This is a genomic window from Gammaproteobacteria bacterium (genome assembly GCA_022340215.1).
GTDB lineage: Bacteria > Pseudomonadota > Gammaproteobacteria > JAJDOJ01 > JAJDOJ01 > JAJDOJ01.
On the sequence record JAJDOJ010000172.1, the window covers coordinates 1 to 26,435 of the forward strand.

The 26,435-nt window shown below is 61.2% G+C and carries 26 protein-coding genes, 1 tRNA gene and 1 pseudogene; 11 read left to right on the forward strand and 17 right to left on the reverse strand.

The window, feature by feature from the left end:
- The 7 genes from LJE91_12280 to LJE91_12310 form a co-directional block, all read right to left on the reverse strand.
- A partial coding sequence (locus LJE91_12280; protein MCG6869465.1) for a transposase occupies positions 1-402 on the reverse strand: 402 nt, incomplete at its 3' end.
- Positions 403-693: 291 nt separating this feature from the next.
- Positions 694-770, reverse strand: a tRNA-Ile gene (locus LJE91_12285).
- Positions 771-800: 30 nt separating this feature from the next.
- Positions 801-2,600 carry an RNA polymerase sigma factor RpoD gene (rpoD, locus tag LJE91_12290; GenBank protein MCG6869466.1) on the reverse strand — a complete coding sequence of 600 codons (1,800 nt, stop codon included), beginning with the start codon at positions 2,598-2,600 and terminating at the stop codon, positions 801-803.
- Positions 2,601-2,687: 87 nt separating this feature from the next.
- Complete coding sequence (gene dnaG / locus LJE91_12295) at positions 2,688-4,388, reverse strand: DNA primase (protein MCG6869467.1); 1,701 nt, start codon at positions 4,386-4,388, stop codon at positions 2,688-2,690.
- Between the two features lie 108 nt (positions 4,389-4,496).
- Entirely contained in the window at positions 4,497-5,573 is a 1,077-nt protein-coding gene (aroB, locus tag LJE91_12300) for a 3-dehydroquinate synthase (GenBank protein MCG6869468.1), read from the reverse strand.
- Positions 5,574-5,625: 52 nt separating this feature from the next.
- Positions 5,626-6,147 (reverse strand): shikimate kinase AroK, encoded by a 522-nt coding sequence (gene aroK / locus LJE91_12305; protein MCG6869469.1) that lies wholly within the window; start codon positions 6,145-6,147, stop codon positions 5,626-5,628.
- A gap of 147 nt (positions 6,148-6,294) precedes the next feature.
- Positions 6,295-7,200: a serine protease gene (locus LJE91_12310; protein MCG6869470.1), complete on the reverse strand. Its 906-nt coding sequence runs from the start codon at positions 7,198-7,200 to the stop codon at positions 6,295-6,297.
- A gap of 271 nt (positions 7,201-7,471) precedes the next feature.
- On the opposite strand from LJE91_12310, the gene LJE91_12315 reads away from it, so the two are divergent.
- Positions 7,472-7,750, forward strand: a complete 279-nt coding sequence (locus LJE91_12315) for a hypothetical protein (protein ID MCG6869471.1) — start codon at positions 7,472-7,474, stop codon at positions 7,748-7,750.
- The gene (locus tag LJE91_12320) at positions 7,689-7,856 is read left to right on the forward strand and encodes a DsrE family protein (protein ID MCG6869472.1); all 168 of its coding nucleotides are present in this window, start codon (positions 7,689-7,691) and stop codon (positions 7,854-7,856) included. The genes LJE91_12315 and LJE91_12320 overlap by 62 nt, the downstream gene beginning before the upstream one ends.
- A gap of 76 nt (positions 7,857-7,932) precedes the next feature.
- Here the strand turns inward: LJE91_12320 and LJE91_12325 are convergent, their stop codons facing one another.
- The 5 genes from LJE91_12325 to LJE91_12345 form a co-directional block, all read right to left on the reverse strand.
- Positions 7,933-9,957 carry a type IV pilus secretin PilQ gene (locus LJE91_12325; GenBank protein ID MCG6869473.1) on the reverse strand — a complete coding sequence of 675 codons (2,025 nt, stop codon included), beginning with the start codon at positions 9,955-9,957 and terminating at the stop codon, positions 7,933-7,935.
- 160 nt (positions 9,958-10,117) lie between these two features.
- Complete coding sequence (locus tag LJE91_12330) at positions 10,118-10,645, reverse strand: pilus assembly protein PilP (GenBank protein ID MCG6869474.1); 528 nt, start codon at positions 10,643-10,645, stop codon at positions 10,118-10,120.
- Between the two features lie 41 nt (positions 10,646-10,686).
- A complete protein-coding gene (locus LJE91_12335; protein ID MCG6869475.1) occupies positions 10,687-11,262 on the reverse strand; it encodes a type 4a pilus biogenesis protein PilO in 576 nt (191 codons plus the stop codon).
- Positions 11,263-11,264: 2 nt separating this feature from the next.
- Positions 11,265-11,837 (reverse strand): PilN domain-containing protein, encoded by a 573-nt coding sequence (locus LJE91_12340; protein ID MCG6869476.1) that lies wholly within the window; start codon positions 11,835-11,837, stop codon positions 11,265-11,267.
- Complete coding sequence (locus tag LJE91_12345; protein ID MCG6869477.1) at positions 11,837-12,874, reverse strand: pilus assembly protein PilM; 1,038 nt, start codon at positions 12,872-12,874, stop codon at positions 11,837-11,839. Before LJE91_12345 ends, LJE91_12340 begins: the two co-directional genes overlap by 1 nt.
- Before the next feature lie 199 nt (positions 12,875-13,073).
- On the opposite strand from LJE91_12345, the gene LJE91_12350 reads away from it, so the two are divergent.
- Positions 13,074-15,512 carry a penicillin-binding protein 1A gene (locus tag LJE91_12350; protein MCG6869478.1) on the forward strand — a complete coding sequence of 813 codons (2,439 nt, stop codon included), beginning with the start codon at positions 13,074-13,076 and terminating at the stop codon, positions 15,510-15,512.
- Positions 15,513-15,602: 90 nt separating this feature from the next.
- Positions 15,603-16,211, forward strand: a complete 609-nt coding sequence (locus tag LJE91_12355; protein ID MCG6869479.1) for a hypothetical protein — start codon at positions 15,603-15,605, stop codon at positions 16,209-16,211.
- Positions 16,212-16,250: 39 nt separating this feature from the next.
- On the opposite strand, the gene hemE is transcribed toward LJE91_12355, so the two are convergent.
- The 3 genes from hemE to rpsU all read right to left on the reverse strand — a co-directional run bounded on the left by hemE (position 16,251) and on the right by rpsU (position 18,160).
- Positions 16,251-17,321 (reverse strand): uroporphyrinogen decarboxylase, encoded by a 1,071-nt coding sequence (gene hemE, locus LJE91_12360; GenBank protein MCG6869480.1) that lies wholly within the window; start codon positions 17,319-17,321, stop codon positions 16,251-16,253.
- Between the two features lie 136 nt (positions 17,322-17,457).
- Positions 17,458-17,907, reverse strand: a complete 450-nt coding sequence (locus tag LJE91_12365; protein ID MCG6869481.1) for a GatB/YqeY domain-containing protein — start codon at positions 17,905-17,907, stop codon at positions 17,458-17,460.
- A 37-nt stretch (positions 17,908-17,944) separates the two neighbouring features.
- Positions 17,945-18,160 (reverse strand): 30S ribosomal protein S21, encoded by a 216-nt coding sequence (gene rpsU, locus LJE91_12370; protein ID MCG6869482.1) that lies wholly within the window; start codon positions 18,158-18,160, stop codon positions 17,945-17,947.
- 99 nt (positions 18,161-18,259) lie between these two features.
- Here rpsU and tsaD point away from each other — a divergent pair, with 99 nt between their 5' ends.
- The gene (gene tsaD / locus LJE91_12375) at positions 18,260-19,309 is read left to right on the forward strand and encodes a tRNA (adenosine(37)-N6)-threonylcarbamoyltransferase complex transferase subunit TsaD (protein MCG6869483.1); all 1,050 of its coding nucleotides are present in this window, start codon (positions 18,260-18,262) and stop codon (positions 19,307-19,309) included.
- Between the two features lie 25 nt (positions 19,310-19,334).
- Here the strand turns inward: tsaD and plsY are convergent, their stop codons facing one another.
- On the reverse strand, positions 19,335-19,916 hold the full coding sequence (plsY, locus tag LJE91_12380; protein MCG6869484.1) for a glycerol-3-phosphate 1-O-acyltransferase PlsY: 582 nt from the start codon (positions 19,914-19,916) through the stop codon (positions 19,335-19,337).
- A gap of 278 nt (positions 19,917-20,194) precedes the next feature.
- Here plsY and bioC point away from each other — a divergent pair, with 278 nt between their 5' ends.
- The 6 genes and pseudogenes from bioC (at position 20,195) to LJE91_12410 (ending at position 26,026) form a co-directional block, all read left to right on the forward strand.
- Positions 20,195-21,052 carry a malonyl-ACP O-methyltransferase BioC gene (gene bioC / locus LJE91_12385; protein ID MCG6869485.1) on the forward strand — a complete coding sequence of 286 codons (858 nt, stop codon included), beginning with the start codon at positions 20,195-20,197 and terminating at the stop codon, positions 21,050-21,052.
- Between the two features lie 237 nt (positions 21,053-21,289).
- Complete coding sequence (locus LJE91_12390; protein MCG6869486.1) at positions 21,290-21,724, forward strand: DUF2244 domain-containing protein; 435 nt, start codon at positions 21,290-21,292, stop codon at positions 21,722-21,724.
- A gap of 130 nt (positions 21,725-21,854) precedes the next feature.
- Positions 21,855-22,559 (forward strand): annotated as a pseudogene (gene coxB / locus LJE91_12395) (cytochrome c oxidase subunit II).
- A gap of 173 nt (positions 22,560-22,732) precedes the next feature.
- On the forward strand, positions 22,733-24,313 hold the full coding sequence (ctaD, locus tag LJE91_12400) for a cytochrome c oxidase subunit I (GenBank protein MCG6869487.1): 1,581 nt from the start codon (positions 22,733-22,735) through the stop codon (positions 24,311-24,313).
- A gap of 203 nt (positions 24,314-24,516) precedes the next feature.
- On the forward strand, positions 24,517-25,068 hold the full coding sequence (locus tag LJE91_12405; GenBank protein MCG6869488.1) for a cytochrome c oxidase assembly protein: 552 nt from the start codon (positions 24,517-24,519) through the stop codon (positions 25,066-25,068).
- 85 nt (positions 25,069-25,153) lie between these two features.
- The gene (locus LJE91_12410; GenBank protein MCG6869489.1) at positions 25,154-26,026 is read left to right on the forward strand and encodes a cytochrome c oxidase subunit 3; all 873 of its coding nucleotides are present in this window, start codon (positions 25,154-25,156) and stop codon (positions 26,024-26,026) included.
- Between the two features lie 97 nt (positions 26,027-26,123).
- Here the strand turns inward: LJE91_12410 and LJE91_12415 are convergent.
- The coding region (locus LJE91_12415; GenBank protein MCG6869490.1) for a twin transmembrane helix small protein at positions 26,124-26,435 on the reverse strand (312 nt) is incomplete at its 5' end.

The window sequence follows — 26,435 nt, forward strand, 5'->3', positions numbered from 1 at the left end:
TGAGAGGGGCGGTGCCTGGGAGGAATAGGGACGGCTGAGCGCTGTGCGGCGTGTCTCATCCATCGACCAGGGCAAAAACGGATCGATATCCGGTGGCGCGCTGGCGCCGTTTTCCGCGCAGGCGCTGAGATAGCACGTCAACCAGTGACGGGGAGTGATGCCCCAAAGCGCCAGGGTCTGCAGGATGGAAAAGAGCATGGCGGCCAGCTGCGCACCCCAGATGCTTCCCGATCCGTAGTAGTTCTTGCGGCCATTGACCGGCGTGCGGATCGTGTTCTCGGCCCGATTGTTGTCCATGGGGACTTCGGGATGCTCGACAAACAGGGTGAGTCCCGACCAATGCTCGAGCAGGCTGGCGAGCACGTGCCGACCTTGCCCTCGATCTCCACAAAGACCTCCCATCGGGTCTCGTCATTGTGGAAAGCTGCTCGCTCACCTGCTGGCAGTACAAAGCCTCCACAATGGGCTCGAACAGCGAAGCGATGGCTTGCAGGCCACCGGCAACCGTTCCGGGCGAGATCGCCAGTTCCTGGTCTTTCAGGTCCTGCAGATACCGGTTGGTGGGTTGGTCGTAGCGGTATTTACCCAGGATGACCTCAACCCAGAAGCTGACATCATAATCGCTGCGGGAAATCACACGCGGCGGTGGCGGGGGGTGAGGTCCTTGCTGCGCCTTCCATATTGAATTATATGTGGTGGGCCCGGTAGGACTCGAACCTACGACCAAGGGATTATGAGTCCCCTGCTCTAACCAACTGAGCTACAGGCCCGTTCGATGAGCGGTTTGCGCTGGATTCCGACTACTCGGAATCCAGGAAGCTGCGCAATTGTTCCGAACGGCTGGGATGCCGCAGTTTTCTCAGGGCCTTGGCCTCGATCTGGCGGATGCGCTCGCGGGTGACGTCGAACTGCTTGCCGACCTCTTCCAGGGTGTGATCGGTGTTCATGTCGATGCCGAATCTCATGCGCAGCACCTTGGCCTCTCTGGGGGTCAGCGAGGAAAGGATGTTCCGGGTCGTTTCCGACAGGCCGGCGTCGGTGGCCGCCTCGGCGGGTGCGCGGATGTTCATATCCTCGATGAAGTCACCCAGATGAGAATCGTCGTCGTCGCCGATGGGGGTCTCCATGGAGATTGGTTCCTTGGCGATCTTGAGCACCTTGCGGATCTTGTCTTCCGGCATTTCCATGCGCTCGGCGAGTTCCTCAGGCGTGGCCTCGCGCCCCATCTCCTGCTGCATCTGACGGGATATGCGGTTCAGCTTGTTGATGGTCTCGATCATGTGCACCGGGATGCGGATCGTGCGCGCCTGGTCCGCGATGGAGCGGGTGATGGCCTGTCGAATCCACCAGGTCGCGTAGGTCGAGAACTTGTAGCCGCGCCGGTATTCGAACTTGTCTACCGCCTTCATCAGACCAATGTTGCCTTCCTGGATCAGATCCAGGAACTGCAGGCCCCGGTTGGTGTACTTCTTGGCGATGGAGATCACCAGACGAAGGTTGGCCTCCACCATTTCCTTCTTTGCACGCCGCGCCTTGGCCTCGCCGATGGACATGCGGCGATTGATGTCCTTGATCTCGGTGATGCTCAGGTTGGTTTCGGTTTCCACCGCTAGCAGTTTTTTCTGCGCGCGCACGATATCTTGCTGCAGGTCGGCGAGCCGGGCACCGTACTTCGTCTTCTTACCGAGGAACCCCTTGACCCAGTCCAGATTCGTCTCGTTCTGGGGGAAGCTGTCGATGAATTCCTTGCGCGGCATGTGCGCTCCGGTCACGCAGAGATTCATGACCTGGCGCTCCAGATGACGAATCCTGTCGACTGAATTACGCAGATTCCGGGTTAGATTGTCGACGAACCTCGGGACCAGCTTCAGTTGGACGAACATCTCCGCTGCCTCGGTGCGGGCATCGTTGTAGCGTTCTTTGCTGCGACGGATCGGCGAGGTCTGAGATTTCTTGTAGATCTTGCGGATTTCATCGAACCGGCGACGTGCCTCTTCAGGGTCGGGGCCGGTATCAATCTGCTCCTCGCCATCGTCGTCTTCACCACTATCGTTTTTCGCGGCGGGCTGGCTGGGGTTGTCATCCACATCCGGATCGATGAAATTGACGATCAGGTCGGTGATGCGCTGCTCTTCCGCTTCGATGCGGTCGTACTCCTGCAGTAGCAGCGAGATGCTGTTCGGAAACTGGGCCAGGGCGTGAAGGACCTGGTTGAGGCCTTCCTCGATCCGCTTGGCGATCTTGATCTCGCCTTCCCGGGTCAGGAGGTTGACGGTGCCCATCTCGCGCATGTACATGCGCACGGGGTCGGTGGTGCGGCCGAATTCGTTGTCGACCGTCGCCAGGGCCGCGGCGGCTTCCTCGGCGACCTCTTCGTCGGTTGCGGTGCTGTCATTCAGGATGAGGGCATCGGGATCCGGCGCGTGCTCGTGCACAGCAATCCCCATGTCATTGATCATGCTGATGATACCCTCGAGCTGCTCGGGGTCGACGATATTATCCGGCAGGTGATCGTTGACCTCGGCATAGGTCAGGAACTTTTGCTCCTTTCCTTTCGCAATCAATTCCTTGAGTTGGCTTTGCTGATCCTGAATCATCACACTCGCTGACATAATGATGGTTATCCGAGTTGGACAAACGATTAAGTATATTACCAAATATCTTAAGTATCAATCTCTGCGGGCGGGTCAAACGGCGGTCGCTGTGACCAGCTCGCTTAGTTCCCGCTTCTCCGCGTCCGACAGGGCGCGCTGCTTCGCCTCGCGAATCAATTCCCCGGCACGGATCTCCCGTCGCCGCCGCCTGAGGTGTTCGATCGTATCTGTCAGCTCTGCGGCGGCATCGAACGGCGGGTTAGGCGCCTGCCATTTCACAAAGTCTAGTAGGTGTTGGTAATCCTCGCTGTCGCGAAATCGCTCAACGAGCGAGATACCCGATGAATGGGGATTGACTTTCGCGAATTCAACGATCTTGAGAAACAGGCGCATGCCGTCCAGCTCGAGCGTCTCCAGCTCACCGAGGTCCGGCAGCTCCCGTGCGATCGACGGCTTGTGGACCAGTAATCTGAGGGCCTTGCGCAGTGCCGGTGCGATACCGTTTCCGGCTACGAAGCCTTCCCTACGCCGGACAGGCGCCGGCCTGTCGGGGGTAATCGTTACACCGACCCTGTGGCTCAGTTGCTCGTACATCAGCCTTTTGAAGACGCCGTTTGGCAGTCGTCTCAGCATGGGCGTGGCGCGCTCGGCAAGCCTGGCCCTGTCTGCGACAGAATCCCCTCCGATTTCCTGTGACAGTCTGTCGAACAGAAATGTAGACAACGGCGGCGCGGTTTCGATCCGTTGCCTGAAGGCATCCGCGCCCTCCATTCGGATCATGCTGTCGGGGTCCTCGCCTTGCGGCAGGATCAGGAAGCGCGCCTCGAGTCCATCCCGGAAGACGGACATCAGGTTGCCTGCAGCCCTCCATGCCGCTTCCCTGCCCGCGTCGTCCCCGTCGTAGCAGAAGACGATCTCGGCCGCGATGCGCAGCGCCTGCACGAGATGGGCCTGCGTGGTTGCCGTGCCCAGGGCGGCGACGGCGTTTCCCACCCCGTGCTGCGCCAGGGCGACGACATCCATGTATCCCTCGACGAGCAACAGGCTCGACGGTTTTGGATCCGCCTGGAGCACGTCGTACAGGCCGTACAGCGTAGAACCCTTGTCGAACGCGGCCGACTCGGGCGAGTTCAGGTATTTCGGCTGGCTCTGGTCGAGGATGCGTCCGCCGAAGGCGATGACCCTGCCCCTGCGGTCCCGGATCGGAAACATGATCCGGTCGCGAAACCGGTCGTAGGTCTGCCCGTCGTCGCGGCGAATCACCAGGCCGGCGTCGATCAGTTCGCGTTCGCCCGCGCCGGCGAGCTTTCGCAGGGTGTGCCAGCCCGCGGGCGCGTAGCCGATCCCGAATGCCGCGGCGGTCCGCCCACTGATACCACGGGACTTCAGGTACTCGATGGCGCGCGGGCTGTCCCTGAGGCACCGGCGATAGAACCCGGCTGCGGTATGCAGGACCTCGTATGGCGTCGGTTTTCGGTTGACGGACTCGCTTTCTTCACGGGGGACCTCCATGCCGAGTTCGGCTGCGAGGGATTCAACGGCGTCGGGAAACTCCAACCGCTCGAATTGCATCATGAAGTCGATGACCGTGCCGTGGGCCCCGCATCCAAAGCAGTGGTAGAACTGTTTCGTGGGACTGACGCTGAACGAGGGGGTGTTTTCGGTATGGAAGGGGCAGCAGGCGACGTACTCCTTGCCGCGCCGCTTGAGCGGTACCCGGGCCTCGATGATTGGCACGATGTCCGCTTTGTTGATCAGGTCGTCGATGAACTGGCGCGGGATCCTGCCTTTCATTCGGTGGGTGGTCGTCTGTCCTTCCGGCTTGAGTCCGGGGAAATTTCCGCGACTCCCGCCGCCGATGCGCACGTTACGCGGTCCGGGTATACGGCGCCTTTTCGGCGCTCAGGCAGCTTCCAGCGTGGCCCTCAGGGCCCCTGCATCGAAATCCTCGCTGAGGACCGCATCGCCCAGGGCACGCAGCAGGACCAGGCGAAGGCGGCCGCGCTGCACCTTCTTGTCCACCGACATCAGCGAAGTGAACCGGTCCGCATCCATGGATGTCGGGGGTTCGTCGGGAAGTCGTGCCCGGCGAACGAGATCCCGGATTCTCGCGACATCGCCCGCGTCGAGCCAGCCCATGCGTCGTGACAGATCCGCTGCCATCACCATACCGCAACCGACCGCCTCCCCGTGCAGCCAGGCGCCATACCCCGTACCGGTTTCGATCGCGTGGCCGAAGGTATGACCGAGGTTCAGCAGTGCGCGTCGACCGCTGCGTTCCCGCTCGTCGTCGGCAACCACGCGCGCCTTGCTCGCGCAGGACTCGCAGATCGCGTACTGGAGCGCGTCCTTGTCGCGCCGCATCAGGGCCTCGATGTTCTCCTCCAGCCAGGCGAAGAACGACTCGTCCTCGATCAGGCCGTACTTGATCACCTCGGCGAGGCCCGCGCTCATCTGCCGGTCTTCGAGGGTGTCCAGGGTATCGGTCTCGATGACGACGCAGCGTGGCTGGTGGAAAGCGCCGATCATGTTCTTACCCAGCGGGTGATTGACACCGGTCTTGCCGCCGACCGAGGAGTCGACCTGTGCCAGCAGCGTGGTCGGCACCTGGATGAAGTCGACCCCTCGCTGGTAACTCGCCGCCGCGAATCCGGTGATGTCGCCGACCACCCCTCCACCGAGCGCGATCAGCGTGGTACCGCGATCATGGCGCTTCTCGAGCAACCCAGTGAACACCGAATTCAGGGTATCCAGGTTCTTGAACTGTTCCCCGTCGGGCAGGATAACCGCGTCGTGTCGGAACCCCGATACCGCTTCTTCGAGCCGTGCCAGGTAGAGCGGTGCGACGATTTCGTTGCTTACCGTCATGGTCTGGTCTCCGGCGACGTGCTGCCGGAGCAGACCCGGCCGGCAGAGCAGGCCCGAACCGATATAGATGGGATAGGATCGCTCCCCCAGGCTGACGGTCAGTGTTTCCATCCAGAGAATATTAACCCGGATATTTCAGCAAATATACTCCGGTAGTATGCGCTCAAAGTGATTCAAGACGCTTGATGATGCCATTGACCAGAAGGGGCACCCGGGTGTTGTCGGTGCTGACGACGATGTCGGCAATCTCCCGGTATAGCGGGTCCCTCACGGCCATCAGGGACTCCAGCCGCGCCCTGGGGTCGCTGGTCTGCAGCAACGGCCGGTTGCGGTCGCGTGAGGTACGTTCCAGTTGGGTGTCGATGGTCGTGCAGAGGTAAATCACCGTACCCCGGGCTGCCAGATGGCGGCGATTGATCGGATCGAGCGCCGCGCCCCCGCCGGTGGCGAGCACGATACCCCTGCCTTGGGTCAGCTCGTCGATAACCGCGCTCTCCCGCGAGCGGAAGCCCTCCTCGCCCTCGAACTCGAAAATCGTCGGGATGTCGACTCCCGTGCGACGCTCCAGTTCGTGGTCGCTGTCCAGGAACTGGTGTTTCAGCCGGCGGGCGATCTGACGGCCGACGGCCGTCTTGCCGGCGCCCATCGGGCCAACTAGAAAGATGTTCTGGGGCAGTGATTTCAAGGTTCGAAAGGATCCAGGTGTCGATGCGTAGGTATTCCGGGACACGGCGGCGCCCGTAATTATGCGCAATCAGTCGGCCTCTGGCACACCCTGGCTCGGTACGTAACGGGGCTCGGTCATCGAATCGGACCCGTCGGAGAGGCGGTGTCAGCGCTTTCGCGGGACCGCGAAGGCCAAGGCGGGAAGTATCCATAGGACGAGTTCCATGGGACCCGTGGTACCGCCTCCGCCGTCGGTTGCGTCCCCGGGCGTCGTGGCCTGCACGGGCGGTGTCACACTCGTCAGTTGTTCGATGTCGTCCTGGAAGGACTGAATCCGGGTGTAGACGCCGAATTTGTTCGGTCTGGCGCAACCGACCCCGAAGCTGACGATCCCGATCTGCCGGTATTCGCCATCCTGAACGGCCATCAGCGGACCGCCGCTGTCTCCGGCGCAGGCGTCCTGCCCACCTTCGGGGAAACCCGCGCAGAGCTGAGAGTCGATAATAGTCCCGTTATAGGCCGCCGGCGCGTTGCAGGTTGCATTGGAGATGACCGATACCTCGACTTCGTGCAGCGTGGTGGGGGTTCGCGCCCGGGGTTCGAGATCTCCCCAACCCACCACGGTCGCCAGCGTACCGACCGGTGGGGCACCCAGGTACAGGGGAATCGGTGTGATCGTGGAGCGCGTCGCAAGTTCCAGGAGTGCGATGTCGTTTCGCGTGGTCACCGGGTCGTAGCGTTGGTGTGCAATAACGTTCGTCACCAGGTGGAATTCCGTCGTTGGCTCGGCGATCGTGAGATCGGAGGTCCCGGCCAGCACCCCGATCCCGGAGGCTTCGGTCACGATGCCGTTGTCGTCGACGACGCAGTGTGCTGCGGTAAGTACCCAGTTGGACGCGATCAGACTGCCGCCACAGAACTGAAGGGATTTGGTCCGGTCGATGATCGCCACGGTTGCCGGCCAGCGCGTGATCGAGGACGACTGCCCGCCAACGATCCTCTGCGCTGCCTGGGAGGACGCGCAGATCATGATTGGCGCGAAGAGACAAACGACGGCAATTCGAGGAATCATGGGGGCTTCGAAATCATCCGGCGGACGGCGCGCTTTCCCTGACCTAGTCTAACTCGTCCGGGTCACCGGGAAACGCCCATAACAAGTTGGCTCATAAACGCAGCTCATGTGCGTGTCGGCTATTCATAGAGGAGACGTCCGGGTACATGCCGGCGATCCGCTTCATTGCCTGGTGATAGACTGGCCCTGAAAACAGTAGCGGAGGATGGAAGCCATGTCACGCACACGATGGTCGATTGGGTAATTTTCGCCCTGATTCTTTTCACCCCCGATGGTGGGGGGCGCCGGAGAGTTCGCCGAGCATAAGGTGGTGATCCAGGTCAGCAGCGACGACCCGCAGACGCAGAAGGTCGCGCTCAACAACGCGCTCAACCTGCAGAAGGCCTACGGCATGGACAACGTCCAGGTCGAGGTGGTCGCCTATGGACCCGGTCTCAGCATCTTTACCGGGAAGAGTCCCAAGTCCCGAGTCCTCACGGGTACCGAGCTTGAGTCAGCAGGACATCAAGTTCGGTGCCTGTGGCAATACCATGGACAAGATCAAGCGTAAGCCGGGCAAGTTGCCGCAGCTTGTCGAAGGGGTGGAGGTGGTGCCTGCCGGTGTGCAGCGCATCGTCGAACTACAGGAGGAGGGATACGCAGACATCCGTCCTTGAGAGCAGTGGAGATGGCCGGGAAAAAAAGGCCCCGCCGGGAGGCGGGGCCTTTTTTCGTTGCCATTTTGTCCCTTTCTCAGGGGTTTTGGGCAATGTTCTGCTGAATGATCTTGGGCGTGATGAAGATCAGCAGTTCGGCTTTGTCGAGCTGATTGAAATCGGTTCGGAACAGGCGGCCAACCAGCGGAACGTCTCCGAGGAAGGGCACGCTGTCGGATTCGTCCCGTTTCTCCGTGTCGTAGATCCCGCCCAGTACCACCGTCTGTCCGTTGTCCACCAGGACCTGGGTCTGGACGGCGCGGGTATCGATACTGGGCACACCGTTGAAGATCTCACCCACGTCGTCCTTGGTGACGGAAAGATCCAGGAAGATCCGGTCGTCGGGGGTGATGGTCGGGGTCACCTCCAGGCTCAGCACTGCCTTCTTGAAGGAGGTCGAGGTGGCGCCGCTGGAGGACGCCTCCTGATAGGGGATCTCGGTACCGCGCTCGATCCTGGCCTGGGTCTGGTTAGAGGTGATGACCCGCGGTGTGGAGACGATCTCGACGCGTTCTTCTGCCTGCGCCGCGCTAAGCTCGAGCTGCACCATGTAGCCCAGCGGGAGCTTGGCGAGCGCCAGCCCGAACGACCCGGCGGGGTTCACCACCGGCAGGTTGACGTTCAAGCCTTCGTTCAGCGATACGGGGCGGCCGTTGATGGCGTTGTTCGCCCCCTCCAGCGTACCCGAGATGGCACTGGCGTTCGCGCCGCCGATGCCCTCGCCGACGTTCGTGACGCCGAACCGCACACCCAGTTCCTTGGAAAAGTTGTCTTCGGCGGTGACGATCCGTGACTCGATGAGAACCTGGCGGACCGGGACGTCGAGACGCTCGACCAGGCTGCGGATCTCTTCCAGTTTGACCGTGGTGTCCTGTACCAGGAGGGTGTTGGTGCGGGTGTCGATGCCGACCCGGCCCCTTTCGCCGAGCAGGGAATTCTCGGGGGCCTTGAGCAGGGCGGCTATGTCCGCTGCCCGTGCGTAGTTCACCTGGATGAACTCGGTCTGCGTCGGCGCGAGCTCCTCGACTTGCTGCTGCGCCTCGAGTTCCAGCTTCTCGCGTGCCGCGATCTCTTCGGTGGGCGCGATCAGGAGCACATTTCCGGCCTTTCGCATCGCCAGACCCTTGGTCTTCAGGATGATGTCGAGCGCCTGGTCCCAGGGGACGTTCTTGAGGCGCAGCGTCAGGCTGCCGCCGACCGAGTCGCTGACCACGAGGTTGAGGCCGGTGAAATCGGCGATGAGCTGCAGCACCGAACGGGTTTCGATGTCCTGGAAGTTGAGTGACAGCCTTTGCCCCTCGAACTGAGCCTGCTTGCGTGCCTCACTGATGGTCTTGGGAACCTCCTTGACCTCGACCGTGAACTCGTTATCGGTCTGGTAGGCGAGATGCTCCCAGTCGCCTTGGGGGGAGATCACGAGGCGCACATCGCGGCCTTCCTTGTAGGCGTCGATCGTGGTGACCGGGGTTGCGAAGTCGACGACGTCCATGCGCCGTTGCAGGCCGTCGGCCAGTGCGGTTTCCGGGATGTCGAGGATGATCTTGTTACCCTGCTCCGTTATATCCACGGGGATCTTTGGATTGGAGAGGCTGACGATGACCCTGCCTTCGCCGGCGACACCGCGCTGGAAGTCGACGCCGGTGACGGTCGGGGCGCCACCGGTGGTGGCACTACCGGTGGGGCTGCTCGTAGCGGCGTGACGTGCGCCTTCTTCACCTACGGTGAGAATCATCTCGTTACCGGAGATGTCCGACTGATATCCCACCATGTGTGACAGGTTAATCACCACGCGTGTGCGGCCTTGTGCCTCGGCGGCATTGATGCTTCGCACGGCCCCGATGCCGACCGTTTCCGATCGTTTGTCCAGACCGACACGGGTGTCCGAGAAATCCAGGGCGATTCGCGCGGGGTTGTCGACCGTGAACGACACGGCTTCGGGAGGGTTCGAAGAGAACTTCAGCGCGATCTGGACCTTGTCGCCGGCCAGAGAGGAATATTTAATGTCCTCGAGTACGGTTTCTGCTGCGGCGACCTGAGCCGCGAACAGCCCCGCTATCAACACCAGAATCCGCGACCACCATTCTGACCCCGCGCCACGTGGACGTAGTCGGGAGCGGCGGGAAATGCGTGCCAATCGAGACGAAGTATCGTGCGCCGGTGTTGTCATGGTGGCTGTCCTTGGACTCGGGTAGTCAGATTTCATTAGATATGCTTCTCCCGGACTATTCGCGGAGGGCGATGGTCTGGTTACGTTTTCTCCAGCCGCCGAAGCCGTCCGGGATGATCTCGGTCAGGTCGACGCTGTACTCGCCGATGGCATTGATCTTTCCGTAGTTCTGACCCATGTGGTTTCCTGGGGAAACTCGCTGAATGGTCGTGTCAGGGGTCTGAATCAGGGCCCAAAGCTGCTCTTCCTGTTCCATGGTTCCCACCATCCTCAGGGTGTCCAGGGGAAACGATTCGAGAAACTCGATCGGGCGATTGGCGTCGGGGAATATCTCGCCCGTCGGCCGTTTGTTGATCACCAGGTCGGATGCCGCGAGGATACTGGCATCGAACGGATCGCGCCGGTTCTCGGCCTGGTACTCGAATTTCACATAGGGTTTCGGCTGGGGTACAGATTCGATTCCCGCGGGCTTGCGCGACTTCACCTCATCGACATATTGCTCGAGGTCGTACATGTTTTTGCCGCAACCGGTCAGAAGGGTGCCCGTGACCGCCAGCAGACAGATCGAACGCGCCCATTTCATTGCGGAACGACGATTCCTGATATCTCTCGCTTTCGCCGCCATTACTCGCCACCCTCCAGATACCGGTATGTCTTGGCCGTCGCCGACATGGTCATCGGTGCGCCAGGCGTCAATTCGACGTTTTCCAGAGTCACGATCCGGGGCAGGGCGGCAACTCCGCTGGCGAACTCACCGAACTGGTGATAGTTGCCCTTGACCCTGAGTTCGATTGGTGTCTCTGCGTAGAAGTCCTTCTTGACCTCAGGCCGTGGTTTGAAGAGTTCGATTTCCAATCCGGCGGACAGTCCGGTCTGCGAGATGTCGACGATCAGGCCGGGGATCTCGGTTTCGCTGGGCAGCTGTCGAAGCAGCGCCCCGAAGGTGCGGCGCATCTCGGCGAGCTGCTCCTTGTAGAGCTCCAGGTTCGCTGCCTTTTTCTGCTTGAACTCGAAGGTCTGTTTGAGCTCGACCTCCCGTGCTTCGACCCCCTTGAGGTCGACCACCTGCTTTTTCGTGTCGAACCAGTAGCCGGCAAACCCGATTGTCGCGCAGATGATCACGATCACGACGACACGTAGGGGAAGGGAAGAGGTGCTGATGTTCGACAGGTCGAGATTCTTGACTTCATTCCAGTCCACGATCAACGCTCCTTTTCGGCCTTCGCTTTCTTTTGAGGGGAGGTCTGGCTGGCCTGCAAAGAGAAATCGCTGACCCGAAGACCGTCCTGCTGGTGCGTCTCGATGACGTCGAGACGGGAACCCTGTACCCAGTCCGATTTGTCGATGTTGCGCATGTAGGCGGAAACCCGCGCATTCGACTCGGCCTTGCCCTTGATCGCCAGGTTCTCTCCGGTCTGCTTGACCGATGTCAAATACGTACCCTCTGGCAGCGTGACGATCAGTTCGTCGAACAGGTGTACGATGCTCGGACGCGTGGCCTGGAGGTTCTCGATGACGCTCATGCGCTCGACCAGTGCCTTTCGTGTGGCCTCGAGTTTCCTGATCTCCTTAATCTTGTTGTCCAGGATGGCGATCTCGTTCTCGAGGTACGTGTTTCTCAGTTTCTGGTGATCGATCAGGCCGTTGACGTGGATGTGCACGAGCCCGACGGCGATCGCCGCGGTTACGGCTGCGAATCCCAGCAGCGCAATGAACTCCTTCTGCTGGTTCTTTCGCCGCGTCTCGCGCCACGGCAGAAGGTTAATGTGCGACATCAGTGGAAACTCCTCAGTGCCAGTCCGCAGGCAATCATCATCGATGGGGCGTCGTCGCCGAGTTTCTGGCCGCTGACCCGGCTGCTCGTCGACATTCGGCTGAAGGGATTGGCGACATTCGTTGGAATCCTGAGGCGGGTCTCGACCATCTCGTCGATGCCGGGAAGCGCCGCGCACCCACCGGCCAGCACGATCTGATCCACACTATTCGACTGACTGGCCGAGTAGTAGAACTGCAGAAACCGGTTGATCTGTTGGGCCACCGTCTCCTTGAACGGATCCAGGACATCGGTGACGTAGTTCTCAGGAAGTCCGCCTTCCTTCTTGGCCAGGCCCGCCTCTTCGTAGGTCAGACCATAGCGGCGCATGATCTCTTCGGTGAGCTGTCTTCCGCCGAACGCCTGTTCCCGGGTATAGATCATCTTCTGATCGTCGAGGACTTCGAGACTGGTCATCGTCGCCCCGATGTCGAACACCGCGACCGACTTGCCGAGTCCCTCTTCGGCGATCTGGTCCGCGAGCAGCGCATAGGCGTTCTCGATCGTATATGGCTCGACGTCCATGACCTTGGGCGTAAGCCCGGCGGCCTCGGCGGCCGCGACGCGCATCTCCACGTTCTCGCTTCGCGATGCGGCGAGCAGCACATCCACCGTTTCCGGGTTCCCCTCTGTACTGCCGAGGACCTCGAAATCCAGGTTGACCTCGTCGAGCGCATACGGGATGTACTGGTCGGCTTCCAGCTGCACCTGCGCCTCGAGCTCGTTCTCGCCGAGTGACGACGGCATCGTAATGATCTTGGTGATAACGGCCGAGCCCGAGACCGCCATGGCGCAGTTTCGATTTTTGGTGCCGGAGCGCTTTACCGCTCTGCGAATCGTCTCTGCCACGGCGTCCACATCGGAGATGTTTTTCTCGGTGACCGAGTTGGGCGGAAGGGGTTCGACCGCATGGTGTTCCACACGGTACCGCGAACCCGACTGGCTCAACTCGAGCAGCTTGACGGACGTCGACGTTACATCGAGCGCCACGAGGGGCATCTTCTTTGATTTGAAAAACAAGGCTATATCCCAGAAGGTCGGTGTGGTTGGAGAGTGATTCGGTTTTTATTTCGGCAGACGCCGCCAACCCTGAATACTAGTAGTTTAGACACAAAATCCTGTTTTTCCTCGGAGAGGGAGATATTTTTCACGACCCCGATTTCGGATTGATATAATTCTAGGCGGCATGCCCATCCTCATGAATATCGTCCGTGGCGGCTTGATCGCTTTTTTCGTGCTGTCCGTCATCTGCATGATCATTGCGTTGGGCGCCTACCTCTATCTCGCCCCCGGAATGCCCCCGGTTTCGATCCTGAAAGACGTCCAACTGCAGGTGCCGCTCCGCATCTACAGCCGGGACGGGGGGCTGATCACAGAGTATGGTGAGAAGCGCCGTAAGCCACTGAGTTACGAACAGATCCCGGAACTGATGCGGCAGGCCTTTCTGGCCGCGGAGGACGACAGGTTTTTCGAACATCCGGGTGTCGACTATCAGGGCCTGCTTCGCGCGGCGATCGAACTGGCGAGAACGGGCGAGAAGGGTCAAGGGGGCTCGACGATCACGATGCAACTGGCCCGGAATTTCTTCCTTACCCGCGAACGAACCTATATTCGCAAGCTTCGGGAGATCTTCCTGGCACTGAGTATCGAGCATGAACTGACCAAGGAAGAGATCCTCGAACTCTATCTGAACAAGATATACCTCGGACAACGGGCGTACGGAGTCGGTGCTGCTGCTGAGGTGTACTACGGCAGGGAAGCACATGAACTGGACCTTGCGCAGATCGCGATGATCGCGGGCCTGCCGAAGGCGCCCTCCGCCTACAATCCCGTGACCGATCCGATGCGCGCGCTCCTGCGCAGGGGCTATGTCCTGCGCCGTATGCTGGAGCTGCGATATCTGGATGAGGACGCCTATCGTGCGGCGAAGGCGGCTCCGGTTACGGCAGCCCTGCATCGGGCGGCCTCCGACGTGCAGGCGCCTTACGTGGGCGAGATGGCCCGGGCGGAGATGGTGTCCCGCTTCGGCCCTGATGTATACAACGGCGGATACGAGGTATACACGACGGTGGATTCCAGACTCCAGGCGGCCGCGGACCAGGCGCTATTCAATGGGCTCCTCGCCTATGGTCGCAGGCATGGCTATCTCGGCCCGCTGGCCAGGTCGGATGCCGAACGTCTTGAAGACGAGTCGGCGTTGATCGACGTGCTCGCGGGATATCCGTCCATCGCGGGTTTGATGCCTGCCGTTGTGGTTTCGGTCGAGGGGAAGACGGCGGAACTGTTCCTCGAGTCCGAGGGTCGGGTGACCCTTCCCTGGGAGGGGATGTCCTGGGCGCGACCTTATATCGATGGCATTCAGATGGGAGAAGCGCCCAAGAACGCATCGGACGTCCTCAGTCCGGGTGACGTCGTACGGGTCTACCGGGAGCACGACGGCACCTGGATGCTGGGGGATGTCCCCCGGGTGGCCGGGGCGCTGGTGTCGCTGGATGCGGGCGACGGCGCGATAGTCGCGTTGGCGGGAGGGTTCGACTACTACATCAGCAAGTTCAACCGGGTCACACAGGCGAGACGACAGCCGGGTTCGAGTTTCAAGCCATTCATTTATTCCGCCGCGCTGGAAAAGGATATGACACCCGCGACCGTCATCAACGACGCACCGGTCGTGTTCAGCGACAGCCAGCTCGAGCGCACGTGGCGCCCGGAGAACTACAGCGGTCGTTTCCACGGCCCGACCCGCCTGCGCGAGGCGTTGACGAAATCTCGCAATCTCGTCTCCATCCGGATACTGCGCCAGATCGGTGTCGGGTATGCGCTGGAATACGGCAAGTTGTTCGGATTCGATACCGATCGGTTCCCCCGGAACCTATCCATCGCGCTCGGCAGTGGCGAGGTGACACCATTGGAACTTGCGTCGGCCTACGCCGTGTTCGCCAACGGCGGATTTCGGATCGAACCGTATTTCATCGAAAGAATCGCCAGAAAAGGCCACACCATCTACCAGGCGAACCCTCCAAGGGCATGCGCCGAGCCTTGCGAATCCGCTGTGGATGCGGCCGGCGAGGAACCAGCCGCCCGGGTTCCGGTCAGCGGCGATGGGGAGGGGGTCCTTCCGGTCGAAAATGGTGTACAGATGGCCGAGCGTGTCATCCCGGCCGAGAACGCCTATCAGATGGTCAGTATGATGCAGGACGTGATACGGCGCGGCACGGGCCGCAAGGCGAAGGCGCTTGGGAGATCCGATCTGGCCGGCAAGACCGGTACGACCAACGATCAGCACGATGCCTGGTTCAGCGGGTTCAACGCGGACCTGGTCGCGGTGGCCTGGGTAGGTTTCGACGAGAATCACACGCTCGGGGCAAGGGAAACGGGTGGTGCGGCGGCCCTGCCGGTATGGATGGATTATATGCGAGTTGCACTGGACGGCAGGCCCGAACATGCTATGGCCCGTCCGGACGGAATGGTAGCGGTGCGCATCGACCCGGAAACCGGTGACCGCGCGGGCAGCGGCGACAAGGGCGCGATCTTCGAGATCTTCAGGGCCGATCACGTGCCGAAGCAGAGAACCGTCGATCGCCGCCCGCTGGACCGTCCGTACGCTGGGGGTGGCAATTCCAGCGACGAGCTGTTCTGATCGCCGTATCGCGTCACCGAAGAAATCGGGCTGGAAAAGCCCCGGTTCGGAAACCGGTGGATACCGGCTGATCGAGACCGTTCGAATCCCATGGCAAACCAGTGGAGTCAGCGAACCCGAATCCTGATCGCGCAGGAAGCCGCGCGCCTCATCCTGGACGAGGGCATTCGTGACTTTCAACTGGCCAAGCGCAAGGCGGCCGAGCATAGCGGAGCGGGCAGTGGGCGAGGTTCGTTACCCGCCAACGAAGAGATCGAACAGGCCATCCTGCAGCACAGGGAGCTGTTCTTCACCGAACAGGACTATCTGCGCGAGCGGGAACTCTGGTCGGCGGCGATCGATGCCATGCGGTTCCTGCAGGATTTCAGTCCACGCCTGGTCGGCCCGATGTTGAATGGAACGGCCGGACGCCACGCGGTCATCAGCCTCCACGCCTTCTCGGATGCCGCCGAGGACATCCTGCTGCGACTAATCGATTCCCGCTACCGCTACAGCCCCGTCGAGCGCAGATTGCGATTCCGCGGCGAGTACCGCAACTACCCCGGATTCGTATTCTCCGTGTCAGGGGAAGAGGTGGAGACGCTCATCTTTTCTCCTTCCGAACTGCACCATGCCCCGGATAGCGTCGTCGACGGGAAGCCCATGGCGCGCGCCTCCCTCGAGACTGTGACGAGAAGATTCAGGGAACTTTGCGGGTAGCCGGCCGGCTGGACGGTCGCGGTCCGATCGTGGAAGCGGTCACTGCGCCGGTAACGCGCTTGCATGCATGGGGTGGCTGAGTTCGTGCACGGCATCGACCAGGGCGGCCACGTGATCTGGCGGTACGTGCTGGTTGATCCCATGGCCCAGATTGAAAACATGGCCCTCGCCCTCGCCGAAACCCTCGAGGACACGGGCCGCTTCCTCCCGAATCCGGGGTGGGGTGGCAAACAGGACGGACGGGTCGAGGTTGCCCTGCAGCGCCACGCGGTCGCCGACGCGCCGGCGCGCATCGGCGATGTCCTGTGTCCAGTCCAGTCCGAGAGCGGCGCAACCGGTGTCGGCCATCCATTCCAGCCAGGCCCCACCGCCCTTGGTAAACAGGATGACGGGTATGTCAGCCGCATCGGGCCGGCGGGACAGCTCGCTGACGATCCGGTGCATGGGTTCCAGGGAGAACCGCCGGTAGTCCCGTGGCGTCAGGGCGCCGCCCCAGGTGTCGAAGATCATGACGGCCTGCGCGCCGGCCTTGATCTGGCAGTGGAGGTATTCCGTGACACTTTCGCTCAATACCTGCAACAACCGGCCCAGGGTCTGCGGATCGTCGTACATCATGGCCTTGATCGTGGGGAACTCCTTGCTTCCGTGGCCTTCCACCATGTACGTCGCAAGCGTCCACGGACTGCCCGAAAAACCGATCAACGGGACGCGACCCGCAAGGTCACGCCGGATCACCCGCACCGCCTCCATCACGTAGCCGAGGTCCGCTTCCGGATCCGGCACCCCGAGCCGCTCGATCGCCGCCTTGTCGCGAACGGGATTCGCGAATCGGGGGCCTTCACCCTCGGTGAATCCCAGCTCGAGACCCATTGCGTCGGGGATCGTCAGGATGTCGGAAAACAGGATAGCCGCATCCAGATCGAAGCGCTCCAAGGGTTGCAGGGTGACTTCACAGGCCAGCTCCGGCGTCTTGCACAGGGTCAGGAAATCCCCCGCGCGGGCACGGGTTTCCCTGTATTCGGGCAGATAACGCCCTGCCTGCCGCATGATCCAGATGGGTGTGGCGTCCACCGGCTGGCGGCGCAGCGCCCTGAGAAATCGGTCGTTCATAAGCAAGAAATCCGAATGAGCCAGGTATTCCGGCGCCCGGCAAATTCGTGGAATGACCTGGCAGATTGCATCGCATCGGTTGCGGGACGGGAGGCCCCTCAAGGGCTGGTGGTGGTCGTCGCTGCGATTTCGGGTGCTAGCCCGAGAGCCGGCTGCGAACCCTGGCACTTACCGCACCCATATCGGCGCGTCCCTGCAGTGCAGGTTTCAGTTTCCCCATCACCGCGCCCATGTCCCGAACGGACGACGCGCCCGTCTCCTCGACGGCGGCTGAGACCAGTGCGTCGATCTCAGACTCCGTCAGCGGTGCGGGCAGGAATTCCTGCAGCAGCTCGAGCTCAGCCCGTTCCTTCTCGACGAGATCGTCACGACCGGCCTGCTCGAACAGTGAAATGGACTCGCGTCTCTGCCTGGTCATACGGTCCAGGACGGCCAGCATGCCGCTGTCGTCCAGCGCGGCGCGGGAGTCGATCTCCTTCTGCTTGACCGCTGCGATCACGAGGCGAATCGTGCCCAGTCGCTCTTTCTGCCCGGCGCGCAGCGCAGCCTTCATCTCGTCCTGCAGACGGACCTTCAGATCTGACATGGCCAGCAGTACGGCGAGGGCGTTTCGGGGTAAGCGCCTAGTAGAGGCGCACGCGGCGGGCGTTATCCTTGGACAGACGCTTGAGGTGCCGCTTCACCGCCGCGGCGGCCTTGCGCTTTCTGACGGTCGTGGGCTTCTCGTAGAACTCCCTGCGGCGAACCTCGGTTAGGACGCCGGCCTTTTCGCAGGCGCGACGAAAGCGCCGGATGGCGACATCGAAGGGTTCGTTTTCCTTGACACGAATATTGGGCATGCGCTCACCTGGGTTGGGTACTGGTCCAGCCATGATTTTGAGGGTCGGGCATTATACTGACGGACCTGCAGAATGTAAAAGGCCGGGAGGCGGGCGAAGATGCTGGTGTTGGGGATCGAGACCTCGTGCGACGAAACAGGTGCAGCGCTGTACAGCCAGGAGCGTGGCTTGGAGTCACGCGCGCTGTACTCGCAGGTGGCGCTGCACGCAGAATACGGCGGCGTGGTGCCCGAACTCGCTTCCAGGGACCACGTCCGCAAGCTGGTCCCGTTGCTGCGAACCGTGCTCGCCGGCGCCGGCCGCCGCAAGGAGGAGATTCAGGGCGTCGCATACACGGCGGGTCCCGGTCTGATCGGGGCCCTGCTCGCGGGCGCCTGCGCGGCCCGGGGTCTGGCGTGGTCTCTGGGCGTGCCCGTGCTCGGGATACACCATATGGAAGCGCATCTGCTGGCCCCGATGTTGGGGGAAAGCCCCCCGATACCGCCCCTTGTCGCTCTGCTCGTCTCCGGAGGACATACGATGCTGGTCCGTGTGTCTGCCGTGGGAGACTATGAGCTTCTGGGCGAGACGCGCGACGATGCCGTGGGAGAGGCGTTCGACAAGACGGCGAAACTGCTGGGGCTGGGCTATCCCGGCGGTCCGGCCCTGGCACGGATCGCGGTGGGCGGGAATCCCGCGCGCTACCATTTTCCCAGGCCGATGACCGACCGGCCCGGGCTCGATTTCAGCTTCAGTGGACTCAAGACCTACGCGCTGAATGCCTTCAGGAACGGCCCGGCTGACGAAAGCGCGCGGGCGGATATCGCGCGGGCATTCGAAGAGGCGATCGTCGACACACTGGTGATCAAGTGCCGCCGGGCGCTGGATGAGACACGGCTGGCGGATCTGGTGGTCGCTGGCGGGGTGAGTGCGAACCAGCGCCTGCGCGGGGCGATCTCCCGCCTGGCGGCGGAGCGGGGCGGTCGGGTGTACTATCCGCGACCCGAATTCTGCACAGACAACGGTGCAATGGTGGCGCTGACCGGTGCCCTGCGCATGCAATCCGGCGAACGGGACGATGTTGCGAGCCGCGTTCGCCCCCGCTGGCCGCTCGGCGAACTGTCCAGGCCGGACGACCGACGGCGTCCCAATCGAGTGCTGAAGCCATAGCCCCCCGTTCTCCGGCCCGCAGTGGTCAGATCCGGCCCTCCGTCCCCTCGATCAGGTGTCTTATGTTGCTTCGGTGGCGCCATATCACGATCAATGCAAGAATCATTGCGGTTACCGTGAGGGGAAGCGAATCGGTGATCACCCAGGCATATAAGGGTGTCAGCGCCATCGCCGTCAGGGCGGACAGGGACGAGATACGAGACAGGAATGCCATTCCCAGCCAGGTCGCCGCCCAGATCGCCCCGAGCAGCCAGTCGATCCCGAGCAGCACACCCAGGGCCGTGGCAACACCCTTCCCTCCCTTGAAGCCAAAGAAGATCGGGTACATGTGGCCGAGTACCGCGGCGAGAGCGACGGCGCCGAGGACCCCGTCGTCGACACCGAGATATCTTGCGAGGAGGACGGGAATGAGCCCCTTGAGCATGTCGCCGAGGAGAGTGAGGGCGGCAGCTGTTTTCCCACCGGTACGAAGCACATTGGTCGCACCGGGGTTCCCCGAGCCCTGCTCGCGAGGGTCCGGGAGTCTCATGATCCGGCAGGTGATGATCGCGCAAGACACTGAACCGAGCAGGTACCCGAGGACAATGAGCATGAAGTCGGTCGTCATGTTCCGGTTACCATAGCCTATAGAGACTAAGCGGTGCCTTTGGCAGATTTCCAGGATGAAGCAGGTACTTGTCGGTTTTCTGAAAGCGTTGTGCCGTAAAACGCGGTCAACTGGCGCCTATGCGTGGCAGACCCGTTTCGGGTGCCATCGCCAATGGGGTGGAGTCCTGCGCCGGGATGCTGCGGTCACGTGTGGAGCATGATAGCGGAGTCGATCCCGGCACGAAAACTTGCGGGTACCGGGTGTGATGCGAAGGGGATTGGTGTGGTGCTCTGGCAATGCGGATAACGGCGGCGGAAGCCCGATATCGTCTCGACAAACGCAGGCTGCGCCGCGGATTCGAGCGGGCCGCCAGGACCTACGACGAGGCCGCGGTGCTGCAGCGCGAGGTTGGTCGCCGTCTGCTCGATCGTCTGGACCTGATCAGGATTACCCCGGTGCGGATCCTCGATGCGGGCAGCGGCACGGGAGCGTTGACCCGTGGGCTTGCCGACCGGTACCGTCGCGCCCGGGTTGTGGCACTCGATATCGCCGAATCGATGTTGCGGCGGACCCGGCAGCGGTTTTCTTTTCTGCGCCGGGCGGAGGTCGTCTGCGGTGACGCCGAAGCGCTGCCCTTCGCTCCCGATGCCTTCGACCTCGTGTTCTCGAATCTCACCCTGCAGTGGTGCAACGATATCGGCAAGACGCTAGGCGATCTGCATCGTGTCGTGGCGCCCGAAGGCCTGTTGCTATTCAGTTCGCTCGGACCCGACACGCTGATGGAACTGCGCGAGAGCTGGCGAGCGGTCGACGACGACACCCACGTCAATACCTTCGCAGACATGCATGACGTGGGTGATCTCCTGCTTGCGGCGGGATTCTGCGACCCCGTCATGGATATGGAGAAGATCACGCTTACGTTCAGCGATCTGACCGACCTGATGCGCGATTTGAAGGCGATAGGGGCGTTCAATCACACCCGGGGGCGTTCGCGCGGACTGACAGGGAAAGGGCGCCTTGAGGCACTGAAGCGGGGCTACGACAGGTATCGGGATGCCGACGGTCGGCTTCCGGCTACCTACGAGGTTGTCTACGGACATGCCTGGGCGCCGCGGGTGTCACGGCGAACGTCTCGAGCGGGGGGGGAAATCTAGTTGTCAGGTTTGATCCCCGCGCCGGTCGGTGACCCGCTGTGGTGCCTCGAACCGAACTCCCGCGGCTCCCTTACCACATGTTATGAGGGGATAAAATTTTTGTCGTTTGTAAATAAGGCGGCTACACGTATAGAATCGTCCGGCCTGGCTGCGACACTGGGTCGCAGGCGCCGCGCGCAGCGGAATCAGGGAGATTCGTAGCGCCAGATGGGCAGGGACAATCCGCGGTATCCCATGATGTTTGTCATCAGGCCGAACAGCTCGCTCTCCTGGCGGGGCAACGTTTTCGTGATTGCGTCAGTCGCGGCGGTACTAATTTTTGTGGTGGCACCATTTGCATTCCTTGGTTACTGGCCCATGCTGCCGTTCGCGGGACTCGAGATCGTGGTACTGACGATCGCCCTGTATCTGTGCTCGCGCCGATCACAGTGGCGCGAGGTCATTACGATCGGTGAAGACGAAATCGCAGTGTCGCGGGGGCGACGCAGTCCCGAGATTAGCTTCACCTTCAGCAGGTATTGGGCTGCGATCAGGTTACAGGCGCCCATAGCCGGACGGCCTGGCCGTCTGACGGTCGGCAGCCACGGCAGGGAGGTGGAAGTGGGCGCCTTCCTGAACGACGAAGAACGAAAAGAGCTGGCGGAGGCGTTGCGCCGTGCGGTTTCCCAGTGAAAGAAAGCGCAAGCTGAAGGTTTGCGGAGACACGAATTTATTCATTGTAATGGAGGGGGGGTAAATGACCCTGACTGGACGACAATCCTTATTCGCCACCTTGACCGGATTCCTGGTTGCCGGACGGGCCATGGCCGTGCAGCCCTACAACATGCCGGTGGGCGTGACCAACACCAGCAGGACACTCTATGACCTGCACATGATGGTCTTCTGGGTTTGTGTTGTGATCGGTATCGGCGTGTTCTCGGTGATGTTCTATTCCATCTGGAAGCACCGCAAGTCCCGGGGTCACGAGGCCGCCACGTTTCACGAGAGTACACTGGTGGAATTCATATGGACGGTGATCCCGTTCGCGATACTGATTGCGATCGCCATTCCCGCGACCAAGGCCATGATCGACATTGAAGATACCAGTGATTCGGATATGACCGTAAAGATCACGGCGTATCAATGGAAGTGGCATTACGACTACCTGGATGACGGCGTCAGCTTCTACAGCACTCTGTCCACACCCCGCGCGGAGATCTACAACGAGGAGCCCAAGAACGAGAACTACCTGCTCCAGGTCGACAACGAGGTGGTACTTCCTGTCAACAAGAAGATCCGGTTCCTGATAACCGCCAACGACGTCCTTCATGCCTGGTGGGTTCCGGAATTGGCGGTCAAGCGGGACGCCATCCCGGGGTTCGTCAACGAGATGTGGACCCGGATCGAGAAGCCCGGTGTCTACAGGGGACAGTGCGCCGAACTCTGCGGTCGTGACCACGGTTTCATGCCGATCGTCGTCAGGGCGGTCGAGCAGGAAGAGTACGACCAGTGGGTCGCCCAGAAGAAGGCCTCGGTCGCCAGCGCTGCGCCGACGGCGGCCAGTCCGGCCGTCGCGGCTCCGTCCGCCGTGGCGGGAGATCCCGCGGAACCCGCGGCAGTTCAGGTGAACAGCCACGGTGCATAGAGCACAAAGCGAATTTCGGGCTACACGATCAAATCAATCGGGAAGGAGTTGAATCTATGAGCGCAGTCACAACCCATGACGACGCCCATCATGAGGGTCATCCCTCGGGCATCATGCGGTGGATTACCACCACGAACCACAAGGACATCGGTACGCTGTACCTGTGGTTCTCGTTTACGATGTTCTTTGTCGGCGGCACCATGGCGCTGGTTATCCGCACGGAACTTTTCATGCCGGGTCTGCAGATCGTCGATCCGCAGTTCTTCAATTCCATGACCACGCTGCATGGGTTGATCATGGTATTCGGCGCAGTCATGCCGGCGGCGGTGGGGCTCGCCAACTGGATGATCCCGATGATGATCGGCGCGCCGGACATGGCACTGCCGCGAATGAACAACTGGAGTTTCTGGATCCTCCCGTTCGCGGGATTCATGCTGGTCGTGACGCTGCTGCTGCCGGGCGGCGCCCCGGCCGGCGGATGGACGATGTATCCTCCGCTGACACTGCAGACCGGCAACGCGTTTCCGTTTCTGATCTTCTCCGTTCACCTGCTCGGCATGTCGTCGATCATGGGATCGATCAACATCATCGCGACCATTCTTAACCTGCGCGCGCCGGGGATGACGCTGATGAAGATGCCGCTGTTCGTCTGGACCTGGCTGATCACCGCCTTCCTTCTGGTCGCGGTCATGCCCGTGCTCGCCGGTGCGGTGACGATGATGCTTACCGACAAGTTTTTCGGTACCTCGTTTTTTAACGCCGCCGGTGGTGGTGATCCGGTGATGTTCCAGCACATCTTCTGGTTCTTCGGGCACCCGGAGGTGTACATCATCGTCCTGCCGGCCTTCGGTGTCCTTTCCCAGATCGTGCCGGTGTTCGCGCGCAAGCCGCTGTTCGGATACAGCTCGATGGTCTACGCCACGGCGTCCATCGCCTTTCTGTCGTTCATCGTGTGGGCGCACCACATGTACACGGTGGGTATGCCACTGGCCGGCGAGCTCTACTTCATGTACGCGACCGTCCTGATTTCGGTGCCGACCGGTGTGAAGGTGTTCAACTGGACCGCGACGATGTGGCGCGGCTCGATGACGTTCGAGACCCCGATGCTGTTCGCGATCGGTTCCATCGTGCTGTTCACCCTCGGCGGATTCACCGGCCTCATGCTGGGCGTGGCGCCTGCCGATTTCCAGTACCACGACACCTATTTCGTGGTGGCGCATTTCCATTACACCCTGGTGACCGGTGCGGTTATTGGCATCATGGGCGGTGTCTATCTGTGGCTGCCCAAGTGGACCGGTCGTATGTACGACGAGAAGCTGGGCAAGATCCATTTCTGGCTGTCGATGATCGGCTTCAATGTCACCTTCTTTCCGCAGCACTTCCTGGGGCTGGCCGGTATGCCGAGGAGAATTCCCGACTACGCGCTGCAGTTCACCGACTGGAACATGCTATCGAGCGTGGGCTCGTACATCTTCGGCTTCTCGCAGCTGATCCTTGTCTATGTGGTGATCAAGTGCATCCGCGGCGAGGGGGAGAAAGCGACCGATCAGGTATGGGAAGGCGCCGAAGGGCTGGAATGGACGCTGCCGTCTCCGCCCCCGTATCACAGCTTCACGACACCGCCTGAGGTGAAGTAAGGCGGTATCGGGGTAGCGTGAGACCCTTACCCGGCCGGGAGAGATCCCTGCCGGGGAACGGGATCTACCCACCGGTAGGAGAGTAGTTCGGTGCAGGCAGAAAGGCAGACACAGACAAGGAAGCGGGTACTCGTAACGGCCGCGATCGTGGGGCTGATCGCATTGGGATTCTATCTCTTTGCGTTCCTTTATCTGGGATCGATGTGAGCACCAATTCGCGACAGAGATCGAACCGGCGGCTGGTAGGCCGGCTGGTCCTGGTCGTCCTCGCCATGTTTGGGTTCGGGTATCTGCTCGTGCCGCTGTACAGCGTGTTCTGCGAGATCACCGGGGCCAACGGCAAGTCGGGGCGGTTGACCGACGCACAGGCCCGAAGCTTCGAGGTCGACGAGGACAGGTCTGTCACCGTCGAGTTCGTTGCCGCGTTGAACCAGAACCTCAACATGGAGTTCTATCCCGTCAAGAGGTCGATGGTGATTCATCCGGGACGTGTCTACGGCACGACCTTCTTCGCGCGGAACGAGACAGGCTTCGAGCTGGTCGGTCAGGCCGTCCCGTCGGTCGCGCCGGGAAATGCGGCTTCGTATTTCAACAAGACCGAGTGTTTCTGTTTCACCAATCAGAGGTTTGATGTCGGTGAGGGCAGGGAGATGCCGCTGCGGTTCGTCGTCGATCCCGCGTTGCCCGAACGCATCAAGCGGATCACACTGTCCTACACGTTTTTCGATGTCACCCAGACGGCCTCGAGAAACTAGCCGCAAGACCAGGGTGTGAACACAAGTGAAGCGTCTGGCTCGAGCCAGCCACGTATCAGGTTAACGAAGAGGGAGAACAACCAGCATGGCACATGCACAAGGTGAGTACTACGTTCCACACGGAACCCGATGGCCCTTCATCGGCTCCGTCGGGCTGTTTTGTCTGCTCGGTGGATTCGCGATGTTCCTCATCGGCTTTGATATTGGACCCATTTCCATGGCGATCGGTGCCGCAATCCTCATCTACATGATGTTTGGATGGTTCGGCACCGTAATCAGGGAGAGTCAGGCGGGCACCTTCAACGATCAGGTCGATCGCTCCTTTCGGTGGGGAATGAGCTGGTTCATCTTTTCAGAGGTGATGTTCTTCGCGGCATTCTTTGGCGCCCTTTTCTACGTTAGGCAATTGTCCATGCCATGGCTGAGCGGCGAAGGCACCGGCGTCGTCACCAATGCCACGTTGTATCCGGGATACGAGGGGAACTGGCCCACCCTGGCAAACGGACCCGCGGACATCGGCGGCCACTACGAGATCATTCCCCCATGGGGGATCCCGGCCCTCAATACCCTGATCCTGCTGTCCAGTGGCGTCGCGGTGACCTGGGCGCATTGGGGCCTGAAAGAGAACAATCGGAAGCAGCTGATCCTGGGCATGTTTGCGACAGTCGCGCTCGGTATCACCTTCCTGGCGCTTCAGGCGACCGAATACGTCCATGCCTACCATGAGCTGAATCTGACGCTGGGCTCTGGTGTCTACGGATCCACGTTCTTCCTGTTGACGGGATTTCACGGTCTGCACGTGACGCTCGGGACGATCATGCTGATCGTCATACTGATTCGATGTATCGTGGGGCACTTTAACGCCGAGCATCACTTTGCGTTCGAGGCGGTCGCGTGGTACTGGCACTTTGTCGACGTCGTCTGGCTGGGCCTCTTTATCTTCGTCTACTGGGTCTGATCCGGACAACGACGCCGTACCGATCGATTGACCGTACGGGCGCCGCGTGACCGCGGCGCCCGTTAGTTTTCCTGCACGCGGCGGGTGAGAGGCGGGACTACTGGGGAATGACGCCGTGGGGCTGGATCCAACCGGCGTAGTAGCCAATGAACAGTAGTGCGAACGCAATCAGTGAAAGCGCGATCCTGAATGTCAGTGCCTTCACGGTACGCTTGGACTGCCCCTTGTCGCGAACCAGGAAGACCATGCCGCTGATCAGGCTATAGATGATCGCGGCGAACAGCAAAAGAATGACGAATTTGAATAACATGAAATACCACCCGGGAACTAAACGGCCAGTATAGACCAACGGGGCGTTTAGAAATATTGCGGCGGCGCGACGGGAGAGATCCCGGTGTGTTGTCTCGTG

Excerpts from the sequence above, each read along its gene's own strand:
- dnaG (MCG6869467.1), bottom strand. The coding sequence starts at position 4,388 with ATGAAAGGCAGGATCCCGCGCCAGTTCATCGACGACCTGATCAACAAA.
- aroB (MCG6869468.1), bottom strand. The coding sequence starts at position 5,573 with ATGGAAACACTGACCGTCAGCCTGGGGGAGCGATCCTATCCCATCTAT.
- LJE91_12310 (MCG6869470.1), bottom strand. The coding sequence starts at position 7,200 with ATGATTCCTCGAATTGCCGTCGTTTGTCTCTTCGCGCCAATCATGATC.
- LJE91_12315 (MCG6869471.1), top strand. The coding sequence starts at position 7,472 with ATGGTGGGGGGCGCCGGAGAGTTCGCCGAGCATAAGGTGGTGATCCAG.
- LJE91_12330 (MCG6869474.1), bottom strand. The coding sequence starts at position 10,645 with ATGAAATGGGCGCGTTCGATCTGTCTGCTGGCGGTCACGGGCACCCTT.
- LJE91_12340 (MCG6869476.1), bottom strand. The coding sequence starts at position 11,837 with ATGTCGCACATTAACCTTCTGCCGTGGCGCGAGACGCGGCGAAAGAAC.
- LJE91_12345 (MCG6869477.1), bottom strand. The coding sequence starts at position 12,874 with ATGCCCCTCGTGGCGCTCGATGTAACGTCGACGTCCGTCAAGCTGCTC.
- LJE91_12350 (MCG6869478.1), top strand. The coding sequence starts at position 13,074 with ATGAATATCGTCCGTGGCGGCTTGATCGCTTTTTTCGTGCTGTCCGTC.
- LJE91_12355 (MCG6869479.1), top strand. The coding sequence starts at position 15,603 with ATGGCAAACCAGTGGAGTCAGCGAACCCGAATCCTGATCGCGCAGGAA.
- hemE (MCG6869480.1), bottom strand. The coding sequence starts at position 17,321 with ATGAACGACCGATTTCTCAGGGCGCTGCGCCGCCAGCCGGTGGACGCC.
- LJE91_12365 (MCG6869481.1), bottom strand. The coding sequence starts at position 17,907 with ATGTCAGATCTGAAGGTCCGTCTGCAGGACGAGATGAAGGCTGCGCTG.
- rpsU (MCG6869482.1), bottom strand. The coding sequence starts at position 18,160 with ATGCCCAATATTCGTGTCAAGGAAAACGAACCCTTCGATGTCGCCATC.
- tsaD (MCG6869483.1), top strand. The coding sequence starts at position 18,260 with ATGCTGGTGTTGGGGATCGAGACCTCGTGCGACGAAACAGGTGCAGCG.
- plsY (MCG6869484.1), bottom strand. The coding sequence starts at position 19,916 with ATGACGACCGACTTCATGCTCATTGTCCTCGGGTACCTGCTCGGTTCA.
- bioC (MCG6869485.1), top strand. The coding sequence starts at position 20,195 with ATGCGGATAACGGCGGCGGAAGCCCGATATCGTCTCGACAAACGCAGG.
- LJE91_12390 (MCG6869486.1), top strand. The coding sequence starts at position 21,290 with ATGTTTGTCATCAGGCCGAACAGCTCGCTCTCCTGGCGGGGCAACGTT.
- ctaD (MCG6869487.1), top strand. The coding sequence starts at position 22,733 with ATGAGCGCAGTCACAACCCATGACGACGCCCATCATGAGGGTCATCCC.
- LJE91_12410 (MCG6869489.1), top strand. The coding sequence starts at position 25,154 with ATGGCACATGCACAAGGTGAGTACTACGTTCCACACGGAACCCGATGG.